Below are 25,592 nucleotides of genomic sequence, written 5' to 3'. Positions count from 1 at the left end.
TTGTGGACAGCGCGATTCCTACCGGCGTCGAGCGATGACGGGACGTTCGGCATCGTGGCCGTCAACGGCGCCACCTGCCCTGCTTCCCGGACAGATGACACCCAGAGTCGTTATCTGATTACGCAAACGAGCGGTCAACATGTCGGCGACCGTGGACGGCGGGAGGCTCCGGAGAGCGTGGACGGCGCCTGTCCACCCCGTCTCCCGCGAGGTTCGACATGACCGTGAAGAAGCTGACGCACCTGTCCCTGCTTGCACTGCTGATCTTTTACCTGGCGAACACGCCCAGTGATGCCGCTTATGTGGTCCGCTCGGCGGTCATCGTGCTCGGGGACGCCGCGGAAGGCCTGTCCCATTTCGTCACCGAGGTCGCATGAGACGCCGAACGGGATCGGACGGGGCAGCGTATGAACCGTGACGCAATGATCATTGATGTTCGATGTTCGCCCCGCTCCCACCGCGAGGCCGGCGGGCTCCCCCGACCATGCCCGTGGGGGCGGCCGAGGCTGTACGGGATACCCGGGCGAACGGCGGCGCCCACGCGGACACGCCCGGACACGGCGGACCCACCTCATCCGTGGCGGCACACGTAGCGGCGGTATATGTAGCGGCGGTATATGTGACATACATGGCGGCCTACCTGGCGACCAGCCACGGGGCAGCCAGCCATGTGACAGCTGATCAGGCGGCAGCCGGTCAGGTGGCGGCCAGCGGGCGAGTGACTGCCACGATCGACGTCCAGTCCGACAGGGCGGACTCGACCACACCCCAGCGGGCGCCCTTCGCCGCGATCACCCGGCCGTTCCCCACGTACATGCCGACGTGGCCCGGTGCCGCGGGGGTGCCGTCGGCCCCGGGGATGAACAGCAGGTCACCGGGCTGCGGATCCACGGCGGACACCAGCGGGCCCGCCCGCATCTGGTCCACGGTGACCCGCGGCAGCGACACCCCGATCCGCTGGTACGCCGCCTGCACCAGCGAGGAGCAGTCCCAGGCGTCCGGGCCGGTCGCGCCCCACACGTAGGGCTTGCCGATCTGGCTCTCCATGAACGCCAGCACCGGGGCCACCGCAGCCGCCGACACCGTGCCCGCGACCATGGCGTCGATGACGTCGCCATAGACCTGTGCCTGGGCGAGGATGGTCCGGACGTAGTTACGGGTCTCCGGGTACGGCGGAACACCGGCGTAGGCGARCACCGCGCCCGGCCCGGCGTTGTAGGCCGCGAGCATCTTCTCCCGTGGATCCGCCGAAACGGACGCCGTCGCCGCGGCCACCGCACAGTCGTAACGGGCCGCGGCGGGAATGGCGTCCGCCGGGTTCCACACGTCGCCCTGGCCGTGGACCGCCCAGGTCCCGGGCATGAACTGGGCGATACCCATCGCGCCGACAGCGGAGCGGGCGGACGGGTTGAAACCGGACTCCTGGTGCAGCTGGGCGGCCAGCACCGCCGGCGACACCTCGGCGCAACCGGCGTTGTTCGCGGCCTCGATGATCATCGGCAGGTACTCCGGCGGGATGCCGGCGGCGTTCCTGATCGTCCGGCGCACGTCGGAACCGTCGTTCCCGATGAAGGGGCCGGCAATGATCACGACGATGGCCGTGACACCGAAGACGAACGCGGCGATGCTGCCGGCCAGCCCCAGCCCGCTCCAGAGCATCCATCGTTGCCGGCGCCGACGGGCGCGGGCGCTCCCCCCTGACACGGCGTCAGCGGCCCGGTGCGTCGCCGTAGGAGTTCRCCAGGTCCGCGCCGGCCACCAGCCAGGTGCCGTCGGTCTGGCGGAGCAGGGTGAGCGCCGGGTTCGACACCGTCTCGACGCGGTCGCCGACCCGGTCGCTCACGGTCGTGCGCCGGACGTTGAGCAGCAGCACGACCCGGCCGCTGGCGGTGCTGTCGACACCGCCGAGCGGCGAGGTGGCGAGCACCTCGACGGTGGACCGGCTGCCCAGCTCCCGCAGTTCCAGCCAGCCCCGTGCCGGCTCCTCGGTGGCGGTGGCGGCCCGTTCCCCGCCGAGCTGGGCGAAGAAGTCCGGGGTCATGCAGGTGCGGGCGCGCAGCAGACCGGCGTCCGGCCCGCTGTCGGCCCGGGTGTCGTAGGACTGCCAGCGGGTGAAGCAGTCCACCACGACGCTTCCGGGATCACGGGGGTCGAGCGGGGCGGAGGCCAGCGGTGAGGCGGTGGCAAGTGGCGGACCAGGTGGCTGGCTCGCGGCCGGCGGTGGCCCGGTCGCGGTCGGGGCGCTGCTCGCCCGGGCCACGACGTCACGCACGGCCGAACAGGCCGACACACCGCACAGCAGCACCGGCGCCGCCGCCACCAGCACGCACAACCTGGACGCGCCCTGTACGAGCATCCGCGAAGGCGTCCGCCCGACCGACATGCCGGAAAAGATCACTCCCTGCCGTCCAGCCAGTCCCTGACCCGGCCGCGGCGGATCCGCCACTGGTGGCCGACCTTGCGAGCCGGGATCTCCCGTTCGGACAGCAGCCTGAGCACCGTGCTCTCCGACAGCCGCAGCCACGCGACCAGCTCGTCGACCGTCAGCACGTCATCGTCCGCGGGATCCCTGCCCGCCGCGAACGCCGCCACCGAGACGCCCTCCTGTGCCACGTGACGGCCTCCCTCTCCGARCACATACCGCCGGCGCAGGAAGTTACACCCACCCAAGCCACCCTGACGACCCCCAAAGGAGCCTTGTCATACTTGAACTGCTCGTGTTACATCGATCCGTCCGAAGTTCAAGCCAAGCAACCGTAAGCAGCAGTAACAGGCACTAACCAGCCGGAGAATACCACGGAGGTCGACAGCGCGTGACCGATGTGTCGCGGGAGCCCTACGGCGATGAYGGTGACGCGCGTCCCGTCTCGCTGATCGGTACACGCCTCCCCGGGGCGGGTCCACGGCCGGATTCGACGACCCGTGATGACGTACCCGCCGCCGGAACCACAACCAGCGGCAGCCCGTCACCACCAAGATCTTCCCCCGCTGTCGAGCCAGGTACGGACACCCGGGCCGGACGGATCACCAGACGTCTGCGCCGCCGGTCGCGCGATGATCCGGGCGGGCACGCCTCCGCCGACGCGGACGACCCGCGTCAGGCCGAAGCGTTCCTGCTGCAGGACGCCGGGAGCACCACCACACCGCCAGCGGTCACCCCCGGTGACTCCGAGGGGCCGGCTGTCTCGGCTGCCACCGATCCCGCGGCTGCCAGCCCCGCCGTCACGGCCCCGGTCACGGTCGACGCGTCGGACGCTCCCGAGGCCGTCGAGCCGTCATCCGCGGCGTCGGGAGCCGACGGTCCCGCCGAGGTTCCCCCACCGCGGCCGGCGGGGGAACCCGCGGCGGCCGCGGACGACGCCGCGAGCGCTGGAGCGGCTGGGGCTGGGGCTGGAGCCGAGGAGCGGCGGGCCGGCGCCGGCCGGCCGGGCGCCGTGGAGGCGGCCGCGGGTGGTCACCCGCCAGCGGTCCCCGCCGCGGCGGAGCCAACCGGTACGCCCACCGCCGGACCAGCCGGTACCCGCGCCGGTGACGGCCGGCCGCGAGCCGTCCACCACTCCGACGCCCCTGCCGGGCGGGCCACGCCGGCCACGGACGGTGCCGAGACATCCACTCCGGCCACCCGGGAGACAGCCGCCGAGGAACCCACGCCGGGCGACGACCACACGCCGTCCGTACGGCCGTTCGGCACCGGATCCGGCGGTCGTCCCGCCGCCACGGCCCGCCCGTCGGGGCGACCGTCCGCGCACGCTCCCCGGATGGCGGCCGTCCCAGCGGTACCGACGCCGGCACCGGCAGCCGCCCAGCCGGACGTCCAGTCACCGGTGCGGCCAGCGACCACCTCGGCCGTCACACCGACTGGAACACCGAGCCCGTCGTCACAGCCGTCCTCCGAACAGTCGCCGTCTGTCGGCTCTTCGGCACCAGCCCTCCCGCCGTCGGCGAACGACCCCGCTGGCCCCACCCCGGCGGGACACGGCCGGCGGTCGGCGCTGCTTCCCGCGATCCGCGGCCCCCGCGGCGGACGTGAGCTGTGGCCCTGGCAGGAGCCCTGGGACGATGCCACCGAGCTGGCGCCCTGGGAGGAGATCCCCATTCGGGAGTCCCTCGCCGACCGGGTCGCCGCGCCGCTGGAAGGCTCCCGGCGGATCGCGGTCACCTCGCTGATCGGCGGTTCGGGACGCACCACCGTCACGGCGATGCTCGGGATGACCCTGGCCGGCATCCGCGCCGAGCCCGTGGTCGCCCTCGACATCTCCGGTGACCTGGAACGCGTCACGGCCACCGGCGACTCCGACGCGGAGGTCGAGTTCGGCGCCTCACTCGCGGAACGCGTCGGCGTGCGCCCATCTGTGACGCTCAGTGATCTGGTCGCGGACGCGATCTCCTACCGGGCCCGCCGTGGCGGCACCCCACGACCGCCCCGGGAGATCCGCTGGCTGATCGGCGGCGACGCCGTCGGGGCAGCCACGCCGGCCCAGGCCACCGCGGGCTTCGACGTCCTGCCCGCCTACCGCCCCACCGACGCCCCCCAGCCCGCCGGGCGAGCCACACCGGGCGAGACGGCGGCCCCCGCCCCCGGCAGCGCCGTTGCGGCTCCCGCCAGCGACACCGGGACGCAGCCGGCTCCGCTGGTGGCAGCCGGCATACCGGGCCCGCCCACCCCGCAGGTGCTCGCGGCCGGCCTGCGCACCCTGGAACAGACGTACCCGCTGGTGCTCGTCGACACCCCGCTGGACTGGGACAGCAAGTTCGCATCGATCACACTCGGTGACGCGGACGTGATCCTGCTGGTCGTGCCGGCGCTTCCCAGCGATCTGGCCGAAACGTCCGCCGCCATCCGTGGGGCGGCCGCCCTGCGCGCCCACAGCACAGGCCCGCGACCAGCGGTGATCGTAGCCGCGGTGTCGGTCCGCCGCGGACGGTGGTCACCGCAGACCCGCTCGGCCGCGGCCAAACTGGCCCGGCGGGTCGATGCGCTGGTGCGCATCCCGTATGACACACGACTTGACGACGAACTGCCCGACCATGCCCACGGCGCTGCCCGGCACCGCCCGGGCTCGCTGCCCGGCGGCCGCCCGCCGATCGTCTTCTCCCGGGTGCGGTGGCGCAGCCGGCGGGCATTTCTCCGGCTGGCCGCGACCGTCATCGACGCCTGCGATGATCCCGACAGTGCGGAACCCGAGAGGAATGAGAGCGACAACACAACCATCGCCACCGCCGCCGCCTCCGAAGATCGCGGCTTGATTCCCGGCGTATGATCCGACGATCTACGAGCCGGACCGAGTTCAGAAGGGAACAGCGATGATCGTCCATGCTGTGACCGCGCAGGCGACGATCGTCCTGGCACAGGTAGAGGTCAAGCCCGACGACTCCAAGGCACCCGGGATCAACGCGCTCAAGGATCTCGTCAACGGCCTCGCCGCGTACGCGGTGATCGCCGCGGTAGCCTCCGTGCTGCTCGGCGGAATCGCCTGGGCGCTCGGCGAGCGGATGGGCCTCGACCGCACCTCGGCGGTCGGCAAGAGCGGTGTACTCGCCGGCTTCGGGCTGGCCTTCCTCGTCGGTGCCACAGCCGCCGTCGTCAACTTCTTTCTCGCTACCGGAGCCTCCGCGTCGTCGGGCGCCGTCGATCAGCCGCAGGGGCTGGACAGGTCAGCCATCGTCGAGACGATCAACCCCGGGGAACCGACCCAGACCCTCCRCCACAGCCCTTCTGACCGGTTCTCGTGAAACCTGACGGCTGATATTGGGATGATGGATCCGCTGTCGTCTCGCGAGTAGTCGCGTCCGAGGTTGTCACACCGAGGGAGGGGATGTTGGTCAACCAGGCTGACTGGCCCATGCGCCGTCTCGTCGGCCTCCTGGTGGCAATCGGAGCGGTGACTGTGACGGCCGGCATCCTCATCGGACGCTACGCGATCCCGTCCTCCCGCTCGGTCAGCATCCAGGGGCAGCCCCCGCCACGTATCGACAGCCGTCCGACATCGGCCGCGTCGAATACCACGTCTCCCACCGTGGTACCGGGTACCTCTCCGACCGGAAGCGGTACCACCGCGCCTCCCGCGGCGCACCTGACCGGACAGATACCAGGCATGCCAACCCGCATCAACGAGTTCGGCATCCCCGTCGGCTACCCCCACACAGAAGCCGGCGCCATAAGCGCCTGCGGAAACTACGTCTCTGCATATGTTGATCGACGCAATCGAGATGCTTCTCAGCTCAAAAAAATATTTGGCTCAATTTCTACCCCTGAARCAGTCGACAAACTAGCAGATCAAATAAATTCAGCAGATTCAACGATGGCAAAAAATCTTGGACTTACCTCCATCAACTCTCCCGACATGTTATTCAATATACGACCTCTTGGATACTCGGTAAAATCATTCGACTCTAATCAAGTAACAGTATCCGTGTGGTCAACTGCCGCCGTTGGATCTTACAGTAATAAAGGAATCACTACACCACAGCAAAGCTGGGGTACCGATATCTGCACAGTCACCTGGCAAGACGGAGACTGGAAGCTATCCAATGCAGGAGATGGACCGAATGGACCATCCCTCACTGAACGCGCGGCCGAGGGAATCGGAAGGTTCATCTACATAGGAAGGCCAGCAGAGTGAGCGCCCAGACGTTGGCCAGCAGAGAAGTACTAGCCATCAGCATCGACCCTCTTACCGGAATCAGGAATGCCGTTTCCGATGGAACCGAYGGCTTTCTGGAATCGGTGGGTTCTGCGTTTGCGAACATGGCGGCGGACTTGTCTGCATCCATCTTCAATTTTGCCGCACAGCAGACCGCGATCGATCTAAATAAAGACTACATCGTCAACAATTACAATATTGTCTTCGGTGTGGCTATCCTGGTCGTGACGGGTCTGTTCATGTGTGCGTGCATCGCCGGAGCGATCCGGGGAGACGCGCATCTGTTGGGTCGCTCACTCGCGTCCACGGGTACGGCGATTTTTGGCTCCTTCGTCATGCTGACCCTGCTGCAGATGGTGCTTTCCGCCGCGGACGGCATGTCCGAGGCGTTCGGCGACGGCGCACCTCTGGGCGCAAGTCTGGTCGCTCAGCTCAGGGCCCTCCCCMAGCAGGGGAACTTCGCCCTCGACATGGTTCTGTCGCTGCTGGTCGCACTGTTCTCGTTCGCGCTCTTCCTGGTCCTCTACCTACGCAAAATAGCAATTATCGCGGTTGCGGTATTCATTCCACTATACCTAGCCGGGCAGCCGGCTATATCGACCCGCGACTGGATGAAGCGGGCCATGGAGATCCTCGCGGCGCTCATCCTTGCCAAACCGGTCATTTACGCGATCTTCACCCTGGGTGCGAGCATCGCGGGTGACTCAACCGGGTCGGGCATGGACCAGACGCTGACCATTCTCAGCGGTATTGTGATCATGGCTGCCGCGGTGTTCTCGCCGTTCGCCCTGCTACGTGTGATCGGGATGGCCGACGTCCAGCTCATGCAGGTTGTCGGCGCGGCAGGCAGGCGAGGCGCGGCGAGTTTCGGCCACGGCGCCGGCGCTCTGCTCGGCTCGTCGTCACGGGAGACCTTCCGGGGTATCGGCGGGCGGCTGCAGAGCCGGCAGCGCAGCGGATCGGGTGTGGACGCAGGCCGGCCCTTCACCGGTGACCTCGCTCCGGTCGGCACCGGTGCCGCGGCCAGGGCCGGCAGCCGTCGCGGCACCGGGGTGGGCCCGATGACACGGGTCGGTGCGCCTGTCGCCCGGGCCGGCCGGGCCGGCAGCGGGCAACCGGCGCGGACCGCGGCCCGCGCCGCGGAACACGCGGACGTTGGCTCGCCGGCGCCACGGACCAGGTCGGCAACCGGCACGGGCAACCGGGTCGCGGCGCCGGCCGGCACCTCCGCACGCGCCTCCCAGTCCGTTCCCCGAGCCCTGCCACCCGCCGGGTCATCACCCAAGGTAACCTCGCCGAGACCGCCCATCCACCCCACGCGTACCGGGGGAGGCTGAGTAGAGCGTGGTCGCCGAACGCAGCTACCGCTTCGGGCCGCTGGAACGCGGCGGCATCCTGCTCGGCATGCGCTGGCCCCAGCTGGGCCTGATGGTCGKCGTGATGCTGTGCGTCCTCGGGGCGCTGCGGTCGCCGGTCATATTCGCCCCGGGATGGATCGCGCTGGCCGGTGCGCTGGGGTTCGTCGCGTTCGTCCGCGTCGACGACCGTAACCTCGATCAGTGGGTACCGATCCTCTTCGGTTTCACGATGCAGAAGGTGATGGGCGAGAYGGTGTTCCGCGGAGCGGTGTTCAGGGTCGGCAACAGCTCCGACCATCTGTCCAAGACCGCGCTGCCCGGTCCGCTGTCGTCCCTGGTGATGTTGTCGGTACCGGTGGGCAACGGCCGTTACGTGGCGGTGGTCAAGGACACCAGGCGGGGAACGTTCACGGCTGTCCTACAGGTGCAGGGCAGCCAGTTCGCGCTGCTGGAGTCCGGCGACCARCAGGCCAGGGTGGACGCCTGGGGTGAGCTGCTCGCCGGGCTGACCGTCGGCGGCGGGCGGCTGTCCCGTCTCCAGTGGCTGGAACGCACGCTGCCGGACTCCGGGGACCAGCTGCAACGGCACTGGCGAGTGCGCGGGCAGCACGACGGTTCGTGGGCGGCCGAGGCCTACCAGGAGGTCATCGACGCCGCCGGYCCGGTCGCCCAGCGGCACGAGACCTTCCTGTCGTTCCAGCTCCGCGCGCGCGACGTACGGCGGGCGATCCAACGCGCCGGCGGTGGTGACCACGCGGCCTGCACGGTTCTGCTCGGCGAGCTGCGCACCATGGAGGCCGCGCTGGCCAGAGCCTCGATCAACACGGTCGGCTGGCTGCCGCCACGCGCCCTGGCCGCGGTGATCCGGACGACCTACGACCCGTACTCGATCGAGATGATCGACGCACGTGGTGGCGCGGCCTCCGACCGGGCCGGTGGGCTCGCGGGGCTGCCGTCAGGTGTCGACCCGGCGATCGCCGGCCCGGTGCGCGCGGTGGCCGRCTGGGACCACTACCGCACCGACTCCGGCTTCCACACCACCTATTGGATCAACGGCTGGCCGCGGGTGCCGTCCCCGGCCGCGTTCCTCGCCCCGCTGCTGATGGAGACCACCTGCCGGCGGACAGTATCCCTGATCGTCGAGCCGATGCCTGGCCGCAAGGCCGAGAAGGCGGTCAACCGCCGCCGGATGGCGCATCTGGGTGAACAGCAGATGCGCGACAAGGTCGGCAAGGTCACCACCCAGCGCGACATGGCCGAAGCGTCCGAGGTGGAACGCCGTGAGCAGGAGCTCATCGCCGGCTTCGGCGCCTTCCGCTTCCACGGGTTCGTGACGGTCTCCGCGGACGACCTCGACAGCCTGGCCGAAGCGTGCGGCGAGGCGGAGACGTTGGCGTCCCGCAGCCGGCTGGAGATGGTCCGTCTTGTCGGCGAACAGGATCAGGGGTTCAGCGTTGCCGCTCTGCCGCTGGCCGTGGGGGTCTCATGACACTGCACCGTTCGGGGGGGGCCGGCACCGACCGGGAGACCCGTCGTGAGCTGAAGGACCTGCGGCGGGCCGAACGTGAGGCGCAGCGCGGCGAACAGGCCGCCGCCCGGGCCGAACGGGCGGCCATCCGGCGGGCTCGGATGGCGTTGCGCCGCGGCGAGCAGCCACCACACCTCGTCGGCCCGCACGCTGGCCGGATCTTCCACAAGCTCCGTCTGCCGGCCCACATGGAGACGACCGCACAGATCGCCGGCATCTACCCGTTCGTCGTGGACGCCGGGCTGGACACCCCCGGCATGTACATCGGCCGCCACGTCTGGTCCGGCGACTCCTTCGTCTTCGACGTGTTCGAGCTCTACCGCCAGCAGGTCATCGAGAACCCCAACTTCGCGGTCTTCGGCTCGGTCGGCTCACGCAAGTCGTCCCTGCTCAAGACGCTGATCTCGCGGGGGGCCGCGTTCGGCTACCAGGCTGCCGTGCCCTGCGACCCGAAAGGTGAGTACACCAGGCTGGCCCGCCGGCTGGGCTGCGAGCCGACCTACATCGGCCCGGGCCTGTCTACCCGGCTCAACCCGCTGGACGCCCCGCCACGGCCGCCGGGCATGGCGGACGCGGACTGGTCCCGGGAGGTCAAACGGGCCCGGTCGGCGCTGCTGTCCTCGTTGATCGAGACCGCGAAGGGCGTGCCGCTCACCCCGTCCGAGCACACCGCTGTCGACCTCGCCCTCGACGTCGTGACCCGGCAGATCACCGGCGCCTCCACCGACCGGCAGGCGACCCCGCTGCTGCCCCACGTCCTGGACGCGATGACGAACCCGTCGGAGGCCGACTGCGCGGCACTGCCGGTGACCGCGACCGAACTGCGCGACTCCTCCCGGGACGCGACGCTGACCCTGCGCCGGCTCACCCACGGCGCGCTTGGCGGGCTCTTCGACGGCCCGACCACCTCCCCGCTGGACTTCGACCGTCCGATCGCCGTGCTCAACCTCGAGCGGGTCCAGGGCTCCGACGAGATGATCGCACTGATCATGACGTGTGCGCAGGCGTGGATGGAAGCCGCGCTGATGCGCCAGGACGGTGTCCAGCGCTACGTCGTCTACGACGAGTGCTGGCGGCTGATGCGCTTCGCGGGCCTGGTCCGGCGGCTGTCCGCCCAGCAGAAACTCGCCCGCCAGTGGGGATGCGCGAACGCGATCGTCGCACACCGGATCTCCGACCTGCTCTCGGCCTCCCCGGACTCCGTCGAGGTGGCCAAGGGCCTGCTCGCCGAGACCGCGATCCGCATTCTGTACAAGCAGGCGTCCGACCAGATCCCGGACACGCAGCGGGCGCTGGACCTCACCGACGTCGCCTCGGACATGCTGCCCCGGCTGGATCCCGGTTTCGCGTTGTGGCTCATCGGGAACCGCGCGTTCTACGTCGAGCACGTCGTCGGCGACCTGGAGATCCCGGTCGTTCTCAACGGATCGAAGATGCACGGCGAGGTCGACAACGTCAACCTCGTCCCGGATGATCTCGACCCCGTCCTGCTGGACGGCTACACCTATCGCAACCGGGCCGGGTACCACACCACCGATAACGACGAGTACGCCGGCGGCTACAGTCCCAACGCCGATCACGGCGCCGAACACGGCGTCCGGTTCGCCAACGGGCCCGAAGACGACGGCTTCGGCATCCCGGCCCGGTACGGAGCAGACGGATTCGCCGTTGACGACCCGTCTGCCGGCCAGGACGAGTTTTCCGCCGAAGAGATGATGGACACCTTCCCCTACGGCCCGCTGTCCCGGGAGATCTAGCCGACCGCGGGCCACTCGATCACGCTATCCGTTCCCCGGGCTCCACGGCCGGAACGGATCAGTCGCCTCGAGCTGTCCCTCGGGATCAGCGGTCGGGGAAACCGGCGGAACATCCGGCCCGTCGATCGGGAGGGATGCCCCCTGCCCGGACGGCAGCCCCGGCCGTGCCACCGGTGGCACAGCCGGGYGGGCTGTGGAGGCCACCCTGGGCAGGAGGACGATACCGGGATTGCAGTCGCCGAGCGCCGCCCGACGATCCCCCAGTGACGAGTCGATCAGAACGAAAGCGGTCGGCGGAAGCTGCTGGATCTGCGTCGRCTCGACACTGAACTCGTAGACCCGCTGCAGAACCGCGCCGTCCTGCTGGGAATCAGTGGCTGACAGGCTTTCGGTGTTCTCCCAGAATGCCGACTGGGACACCGTCACCGACCGGCTCCAGCCGCTTGATTTTCCACCCTTCCCGCGCGAACCGCCGCGGCTCTCGGTCTCGGAGAGAGAGACGCTCCCCCCCGCGCTGCTGGACGTTCCCGTGGTGAGGCTGCTGCCGACCTGCCGGGTGATCTGGGAGAAGACGAACTTGTGTCCACGACCGACGAACTCGGCCGCGGTCTCGGCCTCCTTGGCATTCCCCAGCCGCATGACGAGGGTGGCGCTGTCACCCGCGCCGATCAGGCGTTCGGTGCCCTCCCCGAGGTGCTCGAAAAGATTCACCAGACGTATGCCGGCGTTGGCCGCGTACCGGGCCATGCCCTCCAGCGCGGGCAGTCCCATCCGGTCTCCGCCGGCAACCACCAGAATGTCATCGTGGGAAGCGTCGCCACGGCGGCGGCGGAGCTGGTGCAGGACAATGTGGAACAACACCCTGTCGACGAATTCCTTACGGGCGGTCGACGTGTCATGGCTCGACGTTGCTATGATGCGCAGCCCGTGCACCGGCCACCACGGCTGTGGTGCGGCGGTCGTCGCCGTTTCCTCCCGGCCGGCCAGCCGTTCCAGAGACGCCCGCAGGTAACGGATTTCCTGCCGAGTTCCTTCGCTTTCACCCCACGTGCCCGCCCGGTCGGCGACAGCGTTCCGCTCCGCGGGCGACAGAGGATCGGAGCCATCATTCTGCTCGTTCCCCTCCAGCACGCGCAGGCCGGCGGCAAGCCGGCTGAAGGTCAGCGGTGGATCCAGCCGGGTGGCGACAACCGCGAGTATCTCGGCATCGAGCACCCGAAGCGTCGGATCAGCGCCTCCGCCACGTCCCACGTCGACGGCATCCGCAAGAAGCTCCGCGGCATCATCGGGATCCACGCCATGCAGCAGCCCCAGCCCGCCGATATCAGCGGGGAGATCGTCTACCGTGACCGGGCGCCCCGCATCGACCGCGAGCTGGGCAAGACCACCACCGACCCCGCGCTCGCTGAAGTCGAGCAGGAGAATGCCACCACCGGAAGCCAGCGCCGAGGAACCGACGGTCGCCAGCAGGCTCKCCCAGCCGTCGCGAGTGCCACCGAAAACATCGATCCGGCCCGCCGTCGGCCGGGGCGCCAGCGGGTGGAACAGCGGTGCCGTCTCCCGCCGGGTACGGTCAGCGGCCTCGTGACTTTCCACCGCCGCCCTCCAACCGGCGGTAGCGGCCTGATACCTCTCCCACTCGGCATCGCGATTCCTCTGCCATACGACCTTCGTTTGATCAATTTTTCTTTTAAGGCCCACTACTCGATAAAGAATAATTATTATCAGAAATAGTGCAATCGGAAACCAAAAAAGTGCTTTGTTTTCATCAAAGATCTCATATTTCATGCTAAGTATCAGCAGCATGACAGGGAAAATCAAATTCCCAGGAAGATGTCGCATGCGCTGCGCGAGGTCGTCTTCATGTTTTTTGGTGTCTGGTGGAGGTGGTTCGTTCCATACTGGTGGGTGGTCGCGCTGGGGATGTGGATTGACACCGGGATCGACATACTCCCAGCCCCACCGCTCGGCCGGGACGAACAACCGTCGGGCGAGTTCAGAACCGGGGTGCTCAGAACCGGACATCTGGCTTCATGGATTACAGCTCCACCTTCTGACGACCGCGATCGCAACGTTCGCATCGGCTTTGTGATACCAAAGTCGACATGGTAGGCCAACCTACCATCGAGCACCATCTGTGATGCTGCCGTGCAGCTGATATGGACCCGCGCCTGGCCGCCGCGTCTCCCGGCCACCGTGGGAAGCCTCAACCGGCGGCCGACCCGCTGGACGCCCTGCCCGCTGACGGATTCGGGCCCGGCCAGGCAGGGGCAGGCAGCCTCGGATCAGCCTCCCGCCCTGGCTCGTGAACGGCTTGCGGCTGCCGCGGCTGTGGCGGCCGCCGCACCGAGCAGGACACAGCAGACCCCGGCGGCGGCAACCGGGACCTGTCGGCTCAACGTAGCCGCGGACAGCCACACGCCGAACCCGAGGACGGCTCCGAGAGCCCCCGCGGCGAACACCGCGGATCCCTGACGGGAGCCGTCGCGCAGCAGCCGGCGGGTCGACTCCAGATAGGCGAGCGCGAACAGGGCGGCCAGCACACCGCCGGCGCCCATGACGCTGGCCAGCGGTGTCTGCCTCGGCTCGATCGTCACCTCCTGGACGCTGCTCGTGCCCGCCCGATCCAGCCGTACCTGCCCGTGGACGGCTCCGCCGGCGATCCACCGGGTCAGCGGCGGGGCGGTGACGTCTGTTCGCCAGGGCTCGCCCGCGTTCACTGTCACCGGGTCGCCGGTCGCGGTGCCCAGTGGGATGCCCGCCACGGACAGCCGCAGGAGCACCGTCACCGTTCCCGAGGCCGTGGCCGTGCCGCTGATCTCCACCGGCTCGGCCAGGTCGACCCGCGCGACAGCGGGCGGGGTGGCCCCGGCCACCTGGATGCCCTCGGCGGCGGTGGAGCCGGTGGGGACGGCCGGTTGTGGGGACGGCCACAGCACGGCGACCAGCACCATCAGCACGGCCGCGGCCAGCGCGGTCCCGGCCAGTTGCCGCAGCGGCACCGGCACCGACGGCGGGCGACGGCGGTGCGCCCGCCCCTGTTGCTGGCCGGTGGCCGACAGCTCCGGCAGCGGGACGAGGGAGGCCTGGTCGAGGTCGACATCGTCTGGCGACGGCCGGCCCACGGGCGTGCCGGACAGCGCCGGCACCAGGTCGGTCACCAGCACGGACTCCTCGCCACGGCCGGACGGGCCGCGTCGGACCGACGATTCCAGGGCCGTGCGCACCGCCGGGGAGAGGTCCCGTACGGCCAGCCCTGACCGCTCCAGCCAGCCGGGCCCGAACGCCTCGGACGCGACGGCCGCGACGGACTCCGCGAGCTGTTCGGCACTCGCCGGCCTGCGCTCGGGATCCCGGGCCAGCCCGCGCATGAGAAGCCAGGCGAGCCCGGATGGCACCTCGTCGCCGGGCGACGGTGGCTCAGCGGCGTCCTGATGTGCCCGGAACCGGTGGAACCCGCCTTCGGTCGGGTAGGGGAGGCGTCCGGCGAGCAGGTAGTACAGCATTGCCGTCGCCGAATAGACGTCGGTGCGGACGTCCAGGTAGTCGCCGCGGGACTGCTCCGGGGACATGTACCCGGGCGTGCCGGCGATGACGAACCGACCGTCCCGGGAGGCGAGGGTGGTCTCCCCGCCGATGACCCGGGCCAGCCCGAAATCGGTCACCTTGACCGTGCCGCGGCTGTCGAACATCACGTTGCCGGGTTTGATGTCGCGGTGCAGCAGCCCCTGGTCGTGGGCGGCCTGCGCCGCGGAGAGAACGGCGAGCACGGCCGCGCAGGACTGTTCCATGGTCAGCCCGATGCGGCGGAAACGCTCCGCGAGCGTCCCGCCGGGGAGGTGTTCGAGCACCAGCGCGCAGACCCGTTCCGGCGGGCCCGTGGCGTCGACGGCCACCTCTTCGTCCGCGTACTCGTACACCGTGACGATGTGCAGGTGGCTCAGCCGGGCCAGGGCCCGTCCTTCTTCGTTGAACCGCAGCCGCATCTGCGGGTCGGCGGCGATCCGGTTCGGCAGGTGTTTGACGGCGACCGCCCGGTCGAGCCGTGGATCCCGGGCCGCGTAGACGACGCCGAACCCGCCGCGGCCGAGTTCGCCGCCCAGCCTGTACCGCGGCAGGGCGGCCACCAGCGCCCGTGGGGCCACGGACGGACCGGATACGGACGAATTGATCGTCACGAAGGATCGTCCTGACGCGGGCGCCAGTCAGTGCGACGGGTGATGGAGGGGTCGGTCTCCTCGTCGAAGAACCGTGCGGGCGGCTGCCGCGGCTTTTCGTATCCGTGCCTGTTCGCATCCGCAGCGGATTGCTGCGGCCGGACGACAGGCCGCGGCGACGGCCTTTCGTACCCACGCTCCTCCGCCTCCGCAGCGGGCGGCTGCGGGCGGACGACGGCAGGCCGCGACGGGGCTGTCGGACGGGCCCCACCGGCCGGCAGCCCGGCGCCTGCCGGGCTCGGGGCCCGGCGCTCGCCGCCGCCCGGGGGATCGCCCACGGGAACATCGTCTGTGGACGGCGTCTTCCTGGCCGCGGCCATGGTCACCGCGGATGGGCCCGTGGCCGGGGTGCCGGCCGGCACAGGCGCGGGGGCCGGTGCGGGGGCCGAGAGGGAGGCCGGCGCGGAGACTGGCGTGGGGGTGAGGTAGCCCAGCAGGAAGCCGATCCCCGCGGCGGCCGCGATGAAGGTCAGGTTGGACGACGTCGACGGTGCCGTCACCCGCAGTGCCGACAGGCTGACGATCGCGACGAAGCCGGCCCCACACCCGGCGGGCGCGAACCGGACGGCCCGCCGCCACCGGTTGTGGGGAAGACGATGGCGCGCGAGCGCGAACAACGCGGCGGCCCACAACATGGCCGTGACGACCAGCAGGCCCAGCCCGAACATGCCGTATGTGCAGACCAGTGTGCCGCGGATGTCGGCGATACCGTCGGCCGAGGCGAGGACGTCACGCTTCGCGTCGCGGAGAGTGACAGACATGGGTAGCAGCCCGGTCGCCTGTCCGCGCAGCTCCGCCATGTCGATGTCGACGCTCCAGGCCAGCGAGGCACCGGGCGGCACGTCCATCCGCACGGCGGTGTCGAAGACGAAGAAGGTCAGGCCCAGCGCGGATCCGCTGACGCGGATCGACCGTATCTGGGCCGGCTCGTTTCGATTGTTGCGAACTGTGACAAGAACACGGGTGGGCTGCTCCGGATCGAGCACGATCCGTCGCCCGGTGACGGAGACCTCGTTGACCACCGCGTCGAGCTGAAGCCCCCCGCTGCCCGCGGCGACGATGCCGCTGGCGGGACCGCCCGGCCCGTCGCCGGCTGTGGCTGTGGCTGTGGCGGGGCCCGGCAACAGGACCAGGACAGCCAGCACGATGATCACCAAAACGGTGAGCGGCCTCGCGGCTCGCCGCGTCGGCTCCACGACAACAGCCACGACGCCCCCCGAGAATCCGCTTTCTGTTGTGACGTCGATGTTACTGTCATCGCGGGAGCAGGGCTGCGGCTGGACATGCTGTCCGGTACACGACACGCCGCCGCTCCGTTCGCGGTCGGGGGGCGTCGTGCGTTTTTCTTGTGCGGTTTTACGTCGGGCAGGCATCAGAACCGTTCTGACGGCCGTTCTGCCCTCGGTGATTCTGCTCGGCATACTCGGCGCGGCGTCCACGGCCGGGCTCACGACAGCCGTCGCCCCCGCCGCGGGCACGAAATCGATCCACATGGCTCTGGCTGCCGTGGCTACTCCAAGTAGTAGCGCGCCCGCGCCAGGCCCCACCGCCTGCCCCGAGGGGACCCCGGACGGCTGCCTGTGCCCGGACGGTTCCGTGGTGCCCGGCGGGCGGGAATGCGCCCCGCAGCCGTGCCCCACCGGCCAGCAGCGCAACGCGGACGGCGTCTGTGACTACCCACCGTGCCCCGAAGGGCAGCAACGCAACSCGAAGGGGATCTGCGACTACCCGCCATGCCCGGCAGGCCAGGAACGCAGTTCGGACGGCGTCTGCGCCTACCCGCCGTGCCCCGAAGGGCAGCAACGCGGTGAGGACAACACCTGCGGCTACCCACCATGCCCCGAGGGCCAGCAACGCGGCGACAACGGGACCTGCGACTATCCGCCGTGCCCGGCCGGGCAGCAGCGAAACGCGAACGGCGTCTGCGGCTATCCGCCATGCCCCACCGGCCAGGAACGTGACGCGAACGGCACCTGCCGCTACCCACCATGCCCGGCAGACCAGCAACGCGGCGTGGACGGGATCTGCCGGCCGATCTCCGTGACCTGCCCGGACGGCTCCACCGCCCGCAGCCGGCAGCAGTGCCCGCCACCACCGACAACCTGCTGGGACGGCAGCACGGCCGCCGCCGGGCAGCAGTGCCCACCGCAGCGCGAGACCTGCGCCGGCGGGGTGACGGTGGCGGCCGGGCAGCCGTGTCCGCCGCCGCGGCCTGGGCAGACCTGTCCTGGCGGGGCGCTGCCGGACCGCGACGGCGTCTGTCCACGGCCGTCGGTCTCCTGCCCTGGCGGTCTGTTGGTGCCCGCCGGGCAGCAGTGCCCGCAGCCACCGTCACCCTGCCTGTCCGGATCCGTACGGGACGCGTCCGACCGGTGCGTGCCGGTCAGGCCGGGGCCCACGGCCGCCCAGCAGCCCACCTCTGTGCCCTCGCCCGCAGCGGCGCTCCCCAGCCCACTACCCGGGCAGCTGGCGCTGGACAAACCTGTCGTCTCCGCCGGGGACACCCTGTTCGCCACCGGTGCCGGCTGCACTCCGGCCGCCGATGTCGTCATCGTCTCCGATGACGGCCGGACGATCGGCCGGACGGTCGCGGACGCGAGCGGGGAGTTCTCCACGGCTGTGCAGTTCGCCACCTACCGGGCCGGAAACCGTTCGATCATCGCGACCTGTGGGCCGGTCCTGCGGTCCGAGGTGAACATGGTGCTGTCCAGTTCGACCGGCGGCACGTCCAACACGTTCGTCCTGATGCTGTTCTTCCTRTTCGCCGGCTCTCTCGTGGTACGTCACCAGATCGGCCAGAGCATCTGACCGGAGTGCCCGGCCGGCGGTGGACGGCCTAGCCCGCGACGAGCGACGTGGAACGACCTGATCACGAACAACATGAACCGTGAGCGGCAGCCGTCGGGAACCGGACAATGGAAACGGCCGGCCGGGGAGCGCACGCCGGCCCACGCGGCGGGAGGTGGCGGACCGCTGGGTAGGAAGGACGGGAGCGGCGGCGCGGGCAAGGGATGGGCGGTGGCCGTGTACCACCGCTACCCACGCCGCCGCTCCCGTCTCGGCCCGACACCGGAAGGCCCTTCAGGGCTCCCGGCAGCGCGCTTGTTTCGCCGTCGCGCCTGCGGAGCCCTCCGCCCTGAGGCATTCAGGGGGAACGGGCACCATCGGTGTCGGTTCACCCGGCGGCCAGGACACCGTCAGCCGGCGGCCGGGGAGTTGGGAACATGGCTCTGCACAGTGCTCGGGAACGTCGTCGTTCGGGAGCATCGTTGTTCAGAAACGTCGTTGTTCAGAAACGTCGTCCGGGCTGCCCGTCCACCGGTCGAGCCGGATCCGGATACCGCGGCGGTCAGGTCCCGGCGGTGAGCCAGGCGTGCGTCATGGATCGGCGTGACAGCTGTCGCACCGACAGCTCCGGCAGCGACGGCTCGTCCGGCTCAGCCCGTTCCTCGCAGGCCACCGCGGTGTTCTGGACCCTTCCCCAGATGATGCTCCGGCATTCGTCGGCGCCCACCACAAGGGAGGTACGGGTATGCGGGTCGAACACCTCGACGTGCCCGTCGAAACCTGGCGCGAGAATCCTGAAATGGCTCCACAGGTGTGCTGTGTAGGTGTCCGCGAACTTGCCGAGAAGCTCTCCGTCGGCGTCCAGGACAAGTATTCTCTTACCCATTTCAACACCCTTCGCCGGTGGTCCGAACAGTACCGGGTGACTGGCCTGGGAGYAGCTTACGACAAGCCTGCGCGATTCGCCTATACCGAGTTTTCCGTTATCCCCGGAGCGGAATGCGGGTAATACCGGACACCAATTCCGTCGGCACCGGCCCGGCCAACTGCCGCCGGACTGATTCGACGCGCCTTCGCCGGCCCGGAGCGTACAACGGCCGGCGAACACCACGGCGGCCGGAGTTGGCACATGGTATTCCGTCCCGGACGCAACAAGCTGGCCCGGTATACCCGCCGGCCCGGGAAGACGGCCACCGGTAGTCCGGCCCGGCCCGAACAGAGCCCCCTGATCATATGCCGGCCGACCGGCGACATATGCCCGCGCGGAGTGTTGCGTGCCCGTCTCGCTGGACCGGTACGGCGGCGAAGCCGCCCACGACCGGCCGGCGCGGGGCCTGTCTGATCGCCGACCATATCAGGACACCGCCCGTTTACCGGAGAGCCGACACTCCGGGACAAAACGCTCGCGGCGAGCGCCCCGGCATGCCTGGCGCGCCGGCGGCGCGGACCAGGAACGATCGCAGGCCCGCCCGGCTGGCAGCCCCCGGCTGGCAGCCGGTACCCCGTCCATCCACTCACTGTGCCCGACATCGGYGGGGCCCAGGATGCCGAAGGGCCGGCCGGAGGACCACCGGAAACCGAAGGAGGACCAAAGGACCGGCCGTCAGCGGCCCAGTATCCCCCGCAGCCTGGACATCGCCGGCCACGTCGGCGCCGGCCCGTCCACCGGATACGGCGGGAAGGCCCGTTCGGCGACGTCCACCAGAATGGCGACATCCAGGGGCTTCAGCACGACACCGGCGGTGAGGATGTAGTCGGCAACCCCGGCCGCCGGCAGCAGCACCACACCGTCGAGCAGGGCGAGCCCGTGTGGCAGCTCGGCGCGGGAGAACGCGACCACCGGCTGGGCCTGCAGCTGCCAGCCGTCCGGAAGATCGGCCACCAGGTGGCTGGTGACCTCCTCGCCCATCCAGGTGACCAGGCCGAGCATGGCGCGCAACGGCACCTTGCCGGCCCACAGCCCGGCCCGGTTCTGGCGCAGCGGCCCACGGTGGGCGTCCGTCTCGACGACCCACGCCCCGGACGGGCCGATCACCAGATGGTCGACGTTGCCGGCGGAGTCCGCGAGCGCGCGGTCGTGCAGGACCGTGTAGCCGGCCCGGACGAGGCGGTCGAGGGCGCGGGCCGTGCGACGCTCGGCCTCGGCGTCGTGTCGCCATGACTCGATCTCCGACGGGGAACGCAGGAAGCGCGCCGCGGCGACGGCGAGGACGACCAGGACGGCCCCGAGGACCATCTGCAGCACGACCAGCGCGGACAGGCCCACCACGGCACCGAACACGCTGACGGCGGCCACGGTCAGCGCGGCGGCCACGGCCGCGGTGACGACCGCTCGTGCCAGGCGGTCCTTACGTTCGGCTACGTAGAGCTCCCTGCGGCGCAGGTACTCCGCCATGGCCGACCGTCCAGGCCACTGCCCTTCCGGCATCCCGGTCGTCACCACCTTCCGGTCGCCCCGTTTCCGACCGCTCCGCCGCGCCGGCCTGGCCCGCGTGACGCGGGAGCTGGCATGGCGCGGGACCCGCTGCCGCGGGCCCCGTCACCTCCGCCGTTGACGCGTGGGCCGGCGCGGAACGCGCTCCGTCCCCGGTCCGGCTCCGTGCGACCGCACGCGGTTCCACCTGCCCCATGCGCGTCGCACACTGGCCATCACCGAGTGTGCCGCGATGCGGTCACCGAACGCCACAGCAAACCAACTATGCGACGGCCACCATTCCATAAAAATCGCAACAGTCATCCAACATGACACATACTTACACTCTGTCCCAACGGTGCCCAGCACCCTGTCCCAACGGCCCCCAGGCCGGGCGCCGCACAGCCCGGAACGGCGCCCAGGCCGGGCACCGCACAGTCTGGACGCTGCACACACCTCCCATCAGACTCCGGACGATGACCGAACTTTCCGGTGTGAAGGGGGTCGGGTGATGGGCACAATCCGACAGCGGCCCTTCGATGTGCGCCACATCGTTCGCGCATCGGTAACTACCGGGCAACACCCTGCTGTGAAGGTCTGGTCAAAGGGCCGGAAAGCCCACGACGTGGCGGACCGGGACCACCTGACCCGTGCCGACCGCCATCGGCCCGTACCGCGACCCACGGCCAGCGACCCTGGCCGGTCCGGACCTGGAGGGTTCATGAAACGGACACCGGCAGGCATGCCAGCACCCGATCCCGACGCCTGTTGTACCGATCCCTGTTGTAGCGGCCCCTGTTGTACCAACGACAGGATCCGCACCAACGACAGGATCCGGTCCGACGGTGGGCTCCGCGCCGACGACGAGATCCGTTCACGGGAGGACGTCCACCGTTACGCGCACCTGACCTGCCTGACCGATCAGCCCGCCGGGAACGTCGGCATCGAGACCGAGTGGTTCGTCGTCGACATCGCCTCCCCGGCACGCCCGGTGCCCCCCGGCCGCACGCTGGCGGCGCTCACCGGCAGCCCACCGCCGCGGCCGTCACGGGACGGGGAGACCTCCCTGCCGACCTCCCCGGAGCCGGTGGACGACCTGTTCCTGCCCGGGGGGACCCGGCTCACCTTCGAACCCGGCGGCCAGCTCGAGCTGTCCGCCCCGCCCCTGCCGCTGCCGGACGCGCTGGCGCGGACCGCCACCGATCTCACCGCGGTGCGCGCCATGCTCGCCGACGCCGGACTCGCCCTGGCCGCGATGGGCACCGATCCGCTGCGGCCGCCGCGCCGCCAGCTGCACGCCTCCCGCTACGTGGCCATGCAGCAGTACTTCCGGCGGACGGACGGCGGCCGGGCGGGTGAGGCGATGATGTGCTCGACCGCGTCCGTCCAGGTCAACCTGGACGCGGGCGCCACGGCGCGGTGGGCCCGGCGCTTCGAGCTGGCGCATGCCCTCGGCCCGGTGCTGGTGGCCATGTTCGCCGCGTCCCCGGTGCTGGCCGGGACGGCGACCGGGTGGCGTTCCACCCGGCAGTCGCTGTGGGCGGACATCGACCCGACCCGGACCTCCCCGGTGGCAGCCCCCCAGCAGTCGGATCCGGCGAGGGCCTGGGCGGACTACCTGCTGGCGGCCAGGGTCATGCTGGTGCGCGGGCCCGACGGTGACTTCCAGCTCGCCCGGGACGGGTCGACGTTCGCCGACTGGGTGGCCGGTGCCGGCCCGGTGGCACGGCCGCCGACAGTCGCGGACCTGCGCTACCACGCGACCACGGTGTTCCCGCCGGTACGTCCGCGCGGCTGGCTGGAGCTGCGCTACCTCGACGCGGCACCGGCCGGCAACTGGCCGGTGGCGGTCGCGGTGACCACCGCCCTGCTCGACGACCCCCGCGCCGCGGACACGGCCGCCGACGCGTGCGAACCCGTGGCCGGCCGCTGGCTGACCGCGGCCGCGCTGGGGCTACGCGACGACATGCTGCACCGGGCGGCGCGGCGGTGCGCGGGCGCCGCCCGGGACGCGCTGGGACGCCTGGGTGTCGACGATGCCCTGCTCGCCGCCGTCGACACCTATCTCGAGACCTACGTCGAGCCGGGCCGCTGCCCCGCCGACGATCTCATCGACCGGCTGCCGGCCGACGGTCCGCTGGGCCTGCTCCGGGACGAGATCAACGCTGGGATCGGCACCGCTGCCGTCAGCGGGAGCACTGCCGTCAGCGGGAGCACTGCCGTCAGCGGGAGCGCTCCCGCTGACGGAGCCGGTACCAGCGCCAACGGCGGCACCGGTAGCGCTGCCGGCACCGGTAGCGCTACCGGTGCCGGTACCGTCGCCGGCCACGAGCGCGCGACCACCCGGCCATGGGCGACGGCATGATGACCACCCGGCCGACCACCCAGTTGATCACCCGGCTGACCACCGACGAGATCGTCCGGGCGCTCGCGGACAGCCGGGCCCGCAGCCTCGCCTACACCGATCTCGACGACGACGACCTGCGGCGCCAGCACTCACCGCTGATGTCACCGCTGGTCTGGGACCTTGCCCACATCGGCAACTACGAGGAGTCGTGGCTGCTGCGGGCGGTCGCGGGCAGCCGGCCGCTGCGGCCGGGCATCGACGACATCTACGACGCGTTCCGCCACCCCCGGGCGGACCGGCCGGCCCTGCCGCTGCTCGGCCCGGCGCAGGCGAGGTCCTACCTCGACGAGGTGCGCGGCGCCGTCCTGGGCGTCCTGGCGCGGCTCAACCCGGACACGCTGCTGTCGTCGACCACCTGGGTGGTCAGCGACAGCGGGCCGTCCCCGCGGATGGCCGACATGGTCGGCGCGCCCTCGCCGGGCTCGCGCGCGGCGCTGCTGACCGGCGGGTTCGTCTACGGGCTGGTGGTCCAGCACGAGCACCAGCACGACGAGACGATGCTCGCCACCCACCAGCTCCGTACGGGTGCCCCGATCATCGGCGACCGCGCCGCGCCGCCACCCGGCCGGCCGGTGCCCGCGGCGGAGATCCTGATACCGGCCGGCGAGTTCACGATGGGCACCGACGGCGACACCGCCGGCACGGCATGGGCGTACGACAACGAACGTCCCGCCCACCGGGTGTACGTACCGGCCTTCTTCATCGGCACGCTGCCGGTCTCCAACGCCGCGCACGCGGCGTTCATCGAGGACGGCGGCTATCACGACGAACGCCTGTGGTCGGCCGCCGGCTGGGCGTGGCGGTGCCGGGCCGGCCTGACCGCCCCACAGTTCTGGCGTCGCGAGGGCGACGCCTGGATACGCCGGCGCTTCGGCCGGGACGAGCCGGTCCCGATGGACGAGCCCGTGCAGCATGTCTGCTGGTACGAGGCGCAGGCGCACGCGCGCTGGGCGGGCCGGCGGCTGCCCACCGAGGCCGAGTGGGAGAAGGCGTGCGCGCACGATCCCGTCACCGGGCGTTCGCGACGTTTTCCCTGGGGGGACAGCGAGCCGACGCCGGAGCGGGCCAACCTGGGGCAGGCGGCCACCCGCCCCGCGCCGCTGGGGGCGTATCCGGCCGGCGCGAGCGCTTACGGCGTCGAGCAGATGATCGGTGACGTGTGGGAGTGGACGGCCGGGGATTTCGTGGGCTATCCGGGTTTCCGGTCGTTCCCCTACCGCGAGTACAGCGAGGTGTTCTTCCCATCCGCGCCCGGTGCCGGCAAGGGGCCGCCCGCCGGGGCGGTCGGTGCCGCCGCGGCGAACGGGGTGGCCGGGGCGGCCGATGTTGCCGAGTACGCCGGGTTCAAGGTGCTGCGCGGTGGCTCCTGGGCGACGCATCACAGCGCTGTCAGAGCTACCTTCCGTAACTGGGACCACCCGATCCGCCGGCAGATCTTCGCCGGCTTCCGGCTCGCGCGCGACGCCTGACGGACCACGCCACCACAGAAGCCGGCAGGCCGCGGGCGGTGTGGCCACGCCTCCCGCGCGCCCTGACCATCCGACCTGGCCGTCAGAGCTGGCCGTCAGAGCTGGCCACCGCGACAAGCCTGGTCGCCGAAGAGGAAGAGCAACAGAGCCCGACCATCGAGGAAAGAAGGATGATTCCGGTTGTGTCGTCACACGGCGTGGCTGGGGACKCCGCGGACGCTGGCCTCGCTCCTGCATGACCCGCCGCACGGCCTGCTGCGCCAGGCCTGGGAGCCGCGGCGGATGCTGCACGGCAGGATCAACGCCGACGGCTTCGGTGCCGGGTGGTACGCCCCTGAGATCCGCACGGAGCCGGCCCGCTACCGTCGCGCCGTCCCGATCTGGACCGACGCCTCGTTCGCGTCCCTCRCCGGCGTGATCAGTTCGGGCTGTGTGCTGGCCGCGGTCCGCAACGCCACCGTCGGCATGCCTGTCGAGGAGACGGCGACCGCGCCGTACACCGACGGACGGCACCTGCTCAGCCACAACGGACGGGTGGATCTCACGGTGCCGCTGGGCCTGCTGCGGGGCTCGCGGGGAGCGCCGGTGCCCGACTCGCGCTGTGACTCCGCGCTGCTGGCGGCCGTGGTGTGGCAGCGGCTGGCCGCGGGCGCGCACCTCGCCGACGCCGTCGCGGAGGTCGTCGTCGCGGCGGGCGGCAGGGACGGCGCAGCCCGTCTCAACCTTTTGGTAACCGATGGATCGCAAATAGTGGCGACAACCTGGGGTGAAACCCTGTCGTACCGCGTGTCCGGCGGCGAGAACACCGGAGTCGGTATCGGGGCCGATATGGAAGTCGGCACAGAGATCGGCGCCGGAGTCGAGGTGGCCAGCGAACCCAGCGATGACGGAGACGGATGGATCGATCTTGATGATCACCAATTGCTCGTAGCCGACACACGCAATGTCATCGTTAGTAATTTGACCTAAGATTCAGCTACTCTCGGTTGCATTAACGCTCCCGGAGGTTACA

General features: G+C 70.4%; 20 protein-coding genes. 11 read left to right on the top strand and 9 right to left on the bottom strand.

The annotated features are described in order from the left end of the window. The first annotated feature begins 218 nt into the window (after positions 1-218). On the top strand, positions 219-377 hold the full coding sequence (locus tag BL254_RS26740) for a hypothetical protein (protein WP_175648265.1): 159 nt from the start codon (positions 219-221) through the stop codon (positions 375-377). Between the two features lie 319 nt (positions 378-696). Here the strand turns inward: BL254_RS26740 and BL254_RS02220 are convergent, their stop codons facing one another. From BL254_RS02220 to BL254_RS02210, 3 genes are read right to left on the bottom strand one after another with little or no spacing between them, the layout of a single operon-like run. After that, the gene (locus BL254_RS02220) at positions 697-1,659 is read right to left on the bottom strand and encodes an NlpC/P60 family protein (RefSeq protein ID WP_076842380.1); all 963 of its coding nucleotides are present in this window, start codon (positions 1,657-1,659) and stop codon (positions 697-699) included. Between the two features lie 49 nt (positions 1,660-1,708). Continuing rightward, positions 1,709-2,356: a hypothetical protein gene (locus BL254_RS02215; protein ID WP_254857729.1), complete on the bottom strand. Its 648-nt coding sequence runs from the start codon at positions 2,354-2,356 to the stop codon at positions 1,709-1,711. A 38-nt stretch (positions 2,357-2,394) separates the two neighbouring features. After that, entirely contained in the window at positions 2,395-2,613 is a 219-nt protein-coding gene (locus tag BL254_RS02210) for a helix-turn-helix domain-containing protein (RefSeq protein WP_013875580.1), read from the bottom strand. 200 nt (positions 2,614-2,813) lie between these two features. Between BL254_RS02210 and BL254_RS02205 the strand changes: the two genes are divergently transcribed. Together BL254_RS02205 and BL254_RS02200 are read left to right on the top strand one after the other, a co-directional pair. Further along, complete coding sequence (locus BL254_RS02205) at positions 2,814-5,261, top strand: hypothetical protein (protein WP_076842378.1); 2,448 nt, start codon at positions 2,814-2,816, stop codon at positions 5,259-5,261. 43 nt (positions 5,262-5,304) lie between these two features. Continuing rightward, positions 5,305-5,733: a DUF6112 family protein gene (locus tag BL254_RS02200; protein WP_076842377.1), complete on the top strand. Its 429-nt coding sequence runs from the start codon at positions 5,305-5,307 to the stop codon at positions 5,731-5,733. Positions 5,734-5,914: 181 nt separating this feature from the next. On the opposite strand, the gene BL254_RS26735 is transcribed toward BL254_RS02200, so the two are convergent. Further along, positions 5,915-6,055 carry a hypothetical protein gene (locus tag BL254_RS26735; protein WP_175648264.1) on the bottom strand — a complete coding sequence of 47 codons (141 nt, stop codon included), beginning with the start codon at positions 6,053-6,055 and terminating at the stop codon, positions 5,915-5,917. A gap of 40 nt (positions 6,056-6,095) precedes the next feature. Here BL254_RS26735 and BL254_RS25600 point away from each other — a divergent pair, with 40 nt between their 5' ends. The 4 genes from BL254_RS25600 to BL254_RS02180 are packed head-to-tail and all read left to right on the top strand — an operon-like array spanning position 6,096 to position 11,287. Continuing rightward, entirely contained in the window at positions 6,096-6,623 is a 528-nt protein-coding gene (locus BL254_RS25600; RefSeq protein WP_139342141.1) for a hypothetical protein, read from the top strand. Then, positions 6,620-7,981: a hypothetical protein gene (locus BL254_RS02190; RefSeq protein WP_076842375.1), complete on the top strand. Its 1,362-nt coding sequence runs from the start codon at positions 6,620-6,622 to the stop codon at positions 7,979-7,981. Before BL254_RS25600 ends, BL254_RS02190 begins: the two co-directional genes overlap by 4 nt. Positions 7,982-7,988: 7 nt before the next feature. Further along, positions 7,989-9,491: an SCO6880 family protein gene (locus BL254_RS02185; protein WP_076842374.1), complete on the top strand. Its 1,503-nt coding sequence runs from the start codon at positions 7,989-7,991 to the stop codon at positions 9,489-9,491. Continuing rightward, positions 9,488-11,287 (top strand): conjugal transfer protein TraC, encoded by a 1,800-nt coding sequence (locus BL254_RS02180; protein ID WP_047223579.1) that lies wholly within the window; start codon positions 9,488-9,490, stop codon positions 11,285-11,287. The genes BL254_RS02185 and BL254_RS02180 overlap by 4 nt, the downstream gene beginning before the upstream one ends. Positions 11,288-11,311: 24 nt before the next feature. Here BL254_RS02180 and BL254_RS02175 read toward each other — a convergent pair whose 3' ends face one another. The 3 genes from BL254_RS02175 to BL254_RS02165 all read right to left on the bottom strand — a co-directional run bounded on the left by BL254_RS02175 (position 11,312) and on the right by BL254_RS02165 (position 16,649). Beyond that, a complete protein-coding gene (locus tag BL254_RS02175; RefSeq protein WP_139342140.1) occupies positions 11,312-13,312 on the bottom strand; it encodes a hypothetical protein in 2,001 nt (666 codons plus the stop codon). A 260-nt stretch (positions 13,313-13,572) separates the two neighbouring features. After that, positions 13,573-15,465 carry a serine/threonine-protein kinase gene (locus BL254_RS02170; RefSeq protein ID WP_175648263.1) on the bottom strand — a complete coding sequence of 631 codons (1,893 nt, stop codon included), beginning with the start codon at positions 15,463-15,465 and terminating at the stop codon, positions 13,573-13,575. Next, entirely contained in the window at positions 15,462-16,649 is a 1,188-nt protein-coding gene (locus BL254_RS02165; RefSeq protein WP_139342139.1) for a hypothetical protein, read from the bottom strand. Before BL254_RS02165 ends, BL254_RS02170 begins: the two co-directional genes overlap by 4 nt. 259 nt (positions 16,650-16,908) lie before the next feature. Between BL254_RS02165 and BL254_RS25595 the strand changes: the two genes are divergently transcribed. Further along, positions 16,909-18,312, top strand: coding sequence for a hypothetical protein (locus BL254_RS25595; protein ID WP_139342138.1), 1,404 nt, complete (start codon positions 16,909-16,911; stop codon positions 18,310-18,312). Between the two features lie 541 nt (positions 18,313-18,853). On the opposite strand, the gene BL254_RS02150 is transcribed toward BL254_RS25595, so the two are convergent. Together BL254_RS02150 and BL254_RS02145 are read right to left on the bottom strand one after the other, a co-directional pair. Next, positions 18,854-19,177, bottom strand: a complete 324-nt coding sequence (locus BL254_RS02150) for a hypothetical protein (RefSeq protein ID WP_013875592.1) — start codon at positions 19,175-19,177, stop codon at positions 18,854-18,856. 717 nt (positions 19,178-19,894) lie between these two features. Next, complete coding sequence (locus tag BL254_RS02145; protein WP_047223581.1) at positions 19,895-20,686, bottom strand: nuclease-related domain-containing protein; 792 nt, start codon at positions 20,684-20,686, stop codon at positions 19,895-19,897. 739 nt (positions 20,687-21,425) lie between these two features. On the opposite strand from BL254_RS02145, the gene egtA reads away from it, so the two are divergent. The 3 genes from egtA (at position 21,426) to egtC (ending at position 25,549) form a co-directional block, all read left to right on the top strand. Then, a complete protein-coding gene (gene egtA, locus BL254_RS02140; RefSeq protein WP_076842372.1) occupies positions 21,426-23,069 on the top strand; it encodes an ergothioneine biosynthesis glutamate--cysteine ligase EgtA in 1,644 nt (547 codons plus the stop codon). Further along, positions 23,069-24,580 (top strand): ergothioneine biosynthesis protein EgtB, encoded by a 1,512-nt coding sequence (locus BL254_RS02135; protein WP_235433578.1) that lies wholly within the window; start codon positions 23,069-23,071, stop codon positions 24,578-24,580. The genes egtA and BL254_RS02135 overlap by 1 nt, the downstream gene beginning before the upstream one ends. Before the next feature lie 180 nt (positions 24,581-24,760). After that, positions 24,761-25,549 (top strand): ergothioneine biosynthesis protein EgtC, encoded by a 789-nt coding sequence (gene egtC, locus BL254_RS02130; protein WP_076842371.1) that lies wholly within the window; start codon positions 24,761-24,763, stop codon positions 25,547-25,549. Positions 25,550-25,592: the final 43 nt, after the last annotated feature.

It is taken from the genome of Protofrankia sp. BMG5.30 (genome assembly GCF_001983005.1).
Classification (GTDB): Bacteria; Actinomycetota; Actinomycetes; order Frankiales; family Frankiaceae; genus Protofrankia; species Protofrankia coriariae.
The sequence above is the reverse complement of the archived record's forward strand: the minus strand, read 5'-3'. Positions and strand labels throughout refer to the sequence as shown.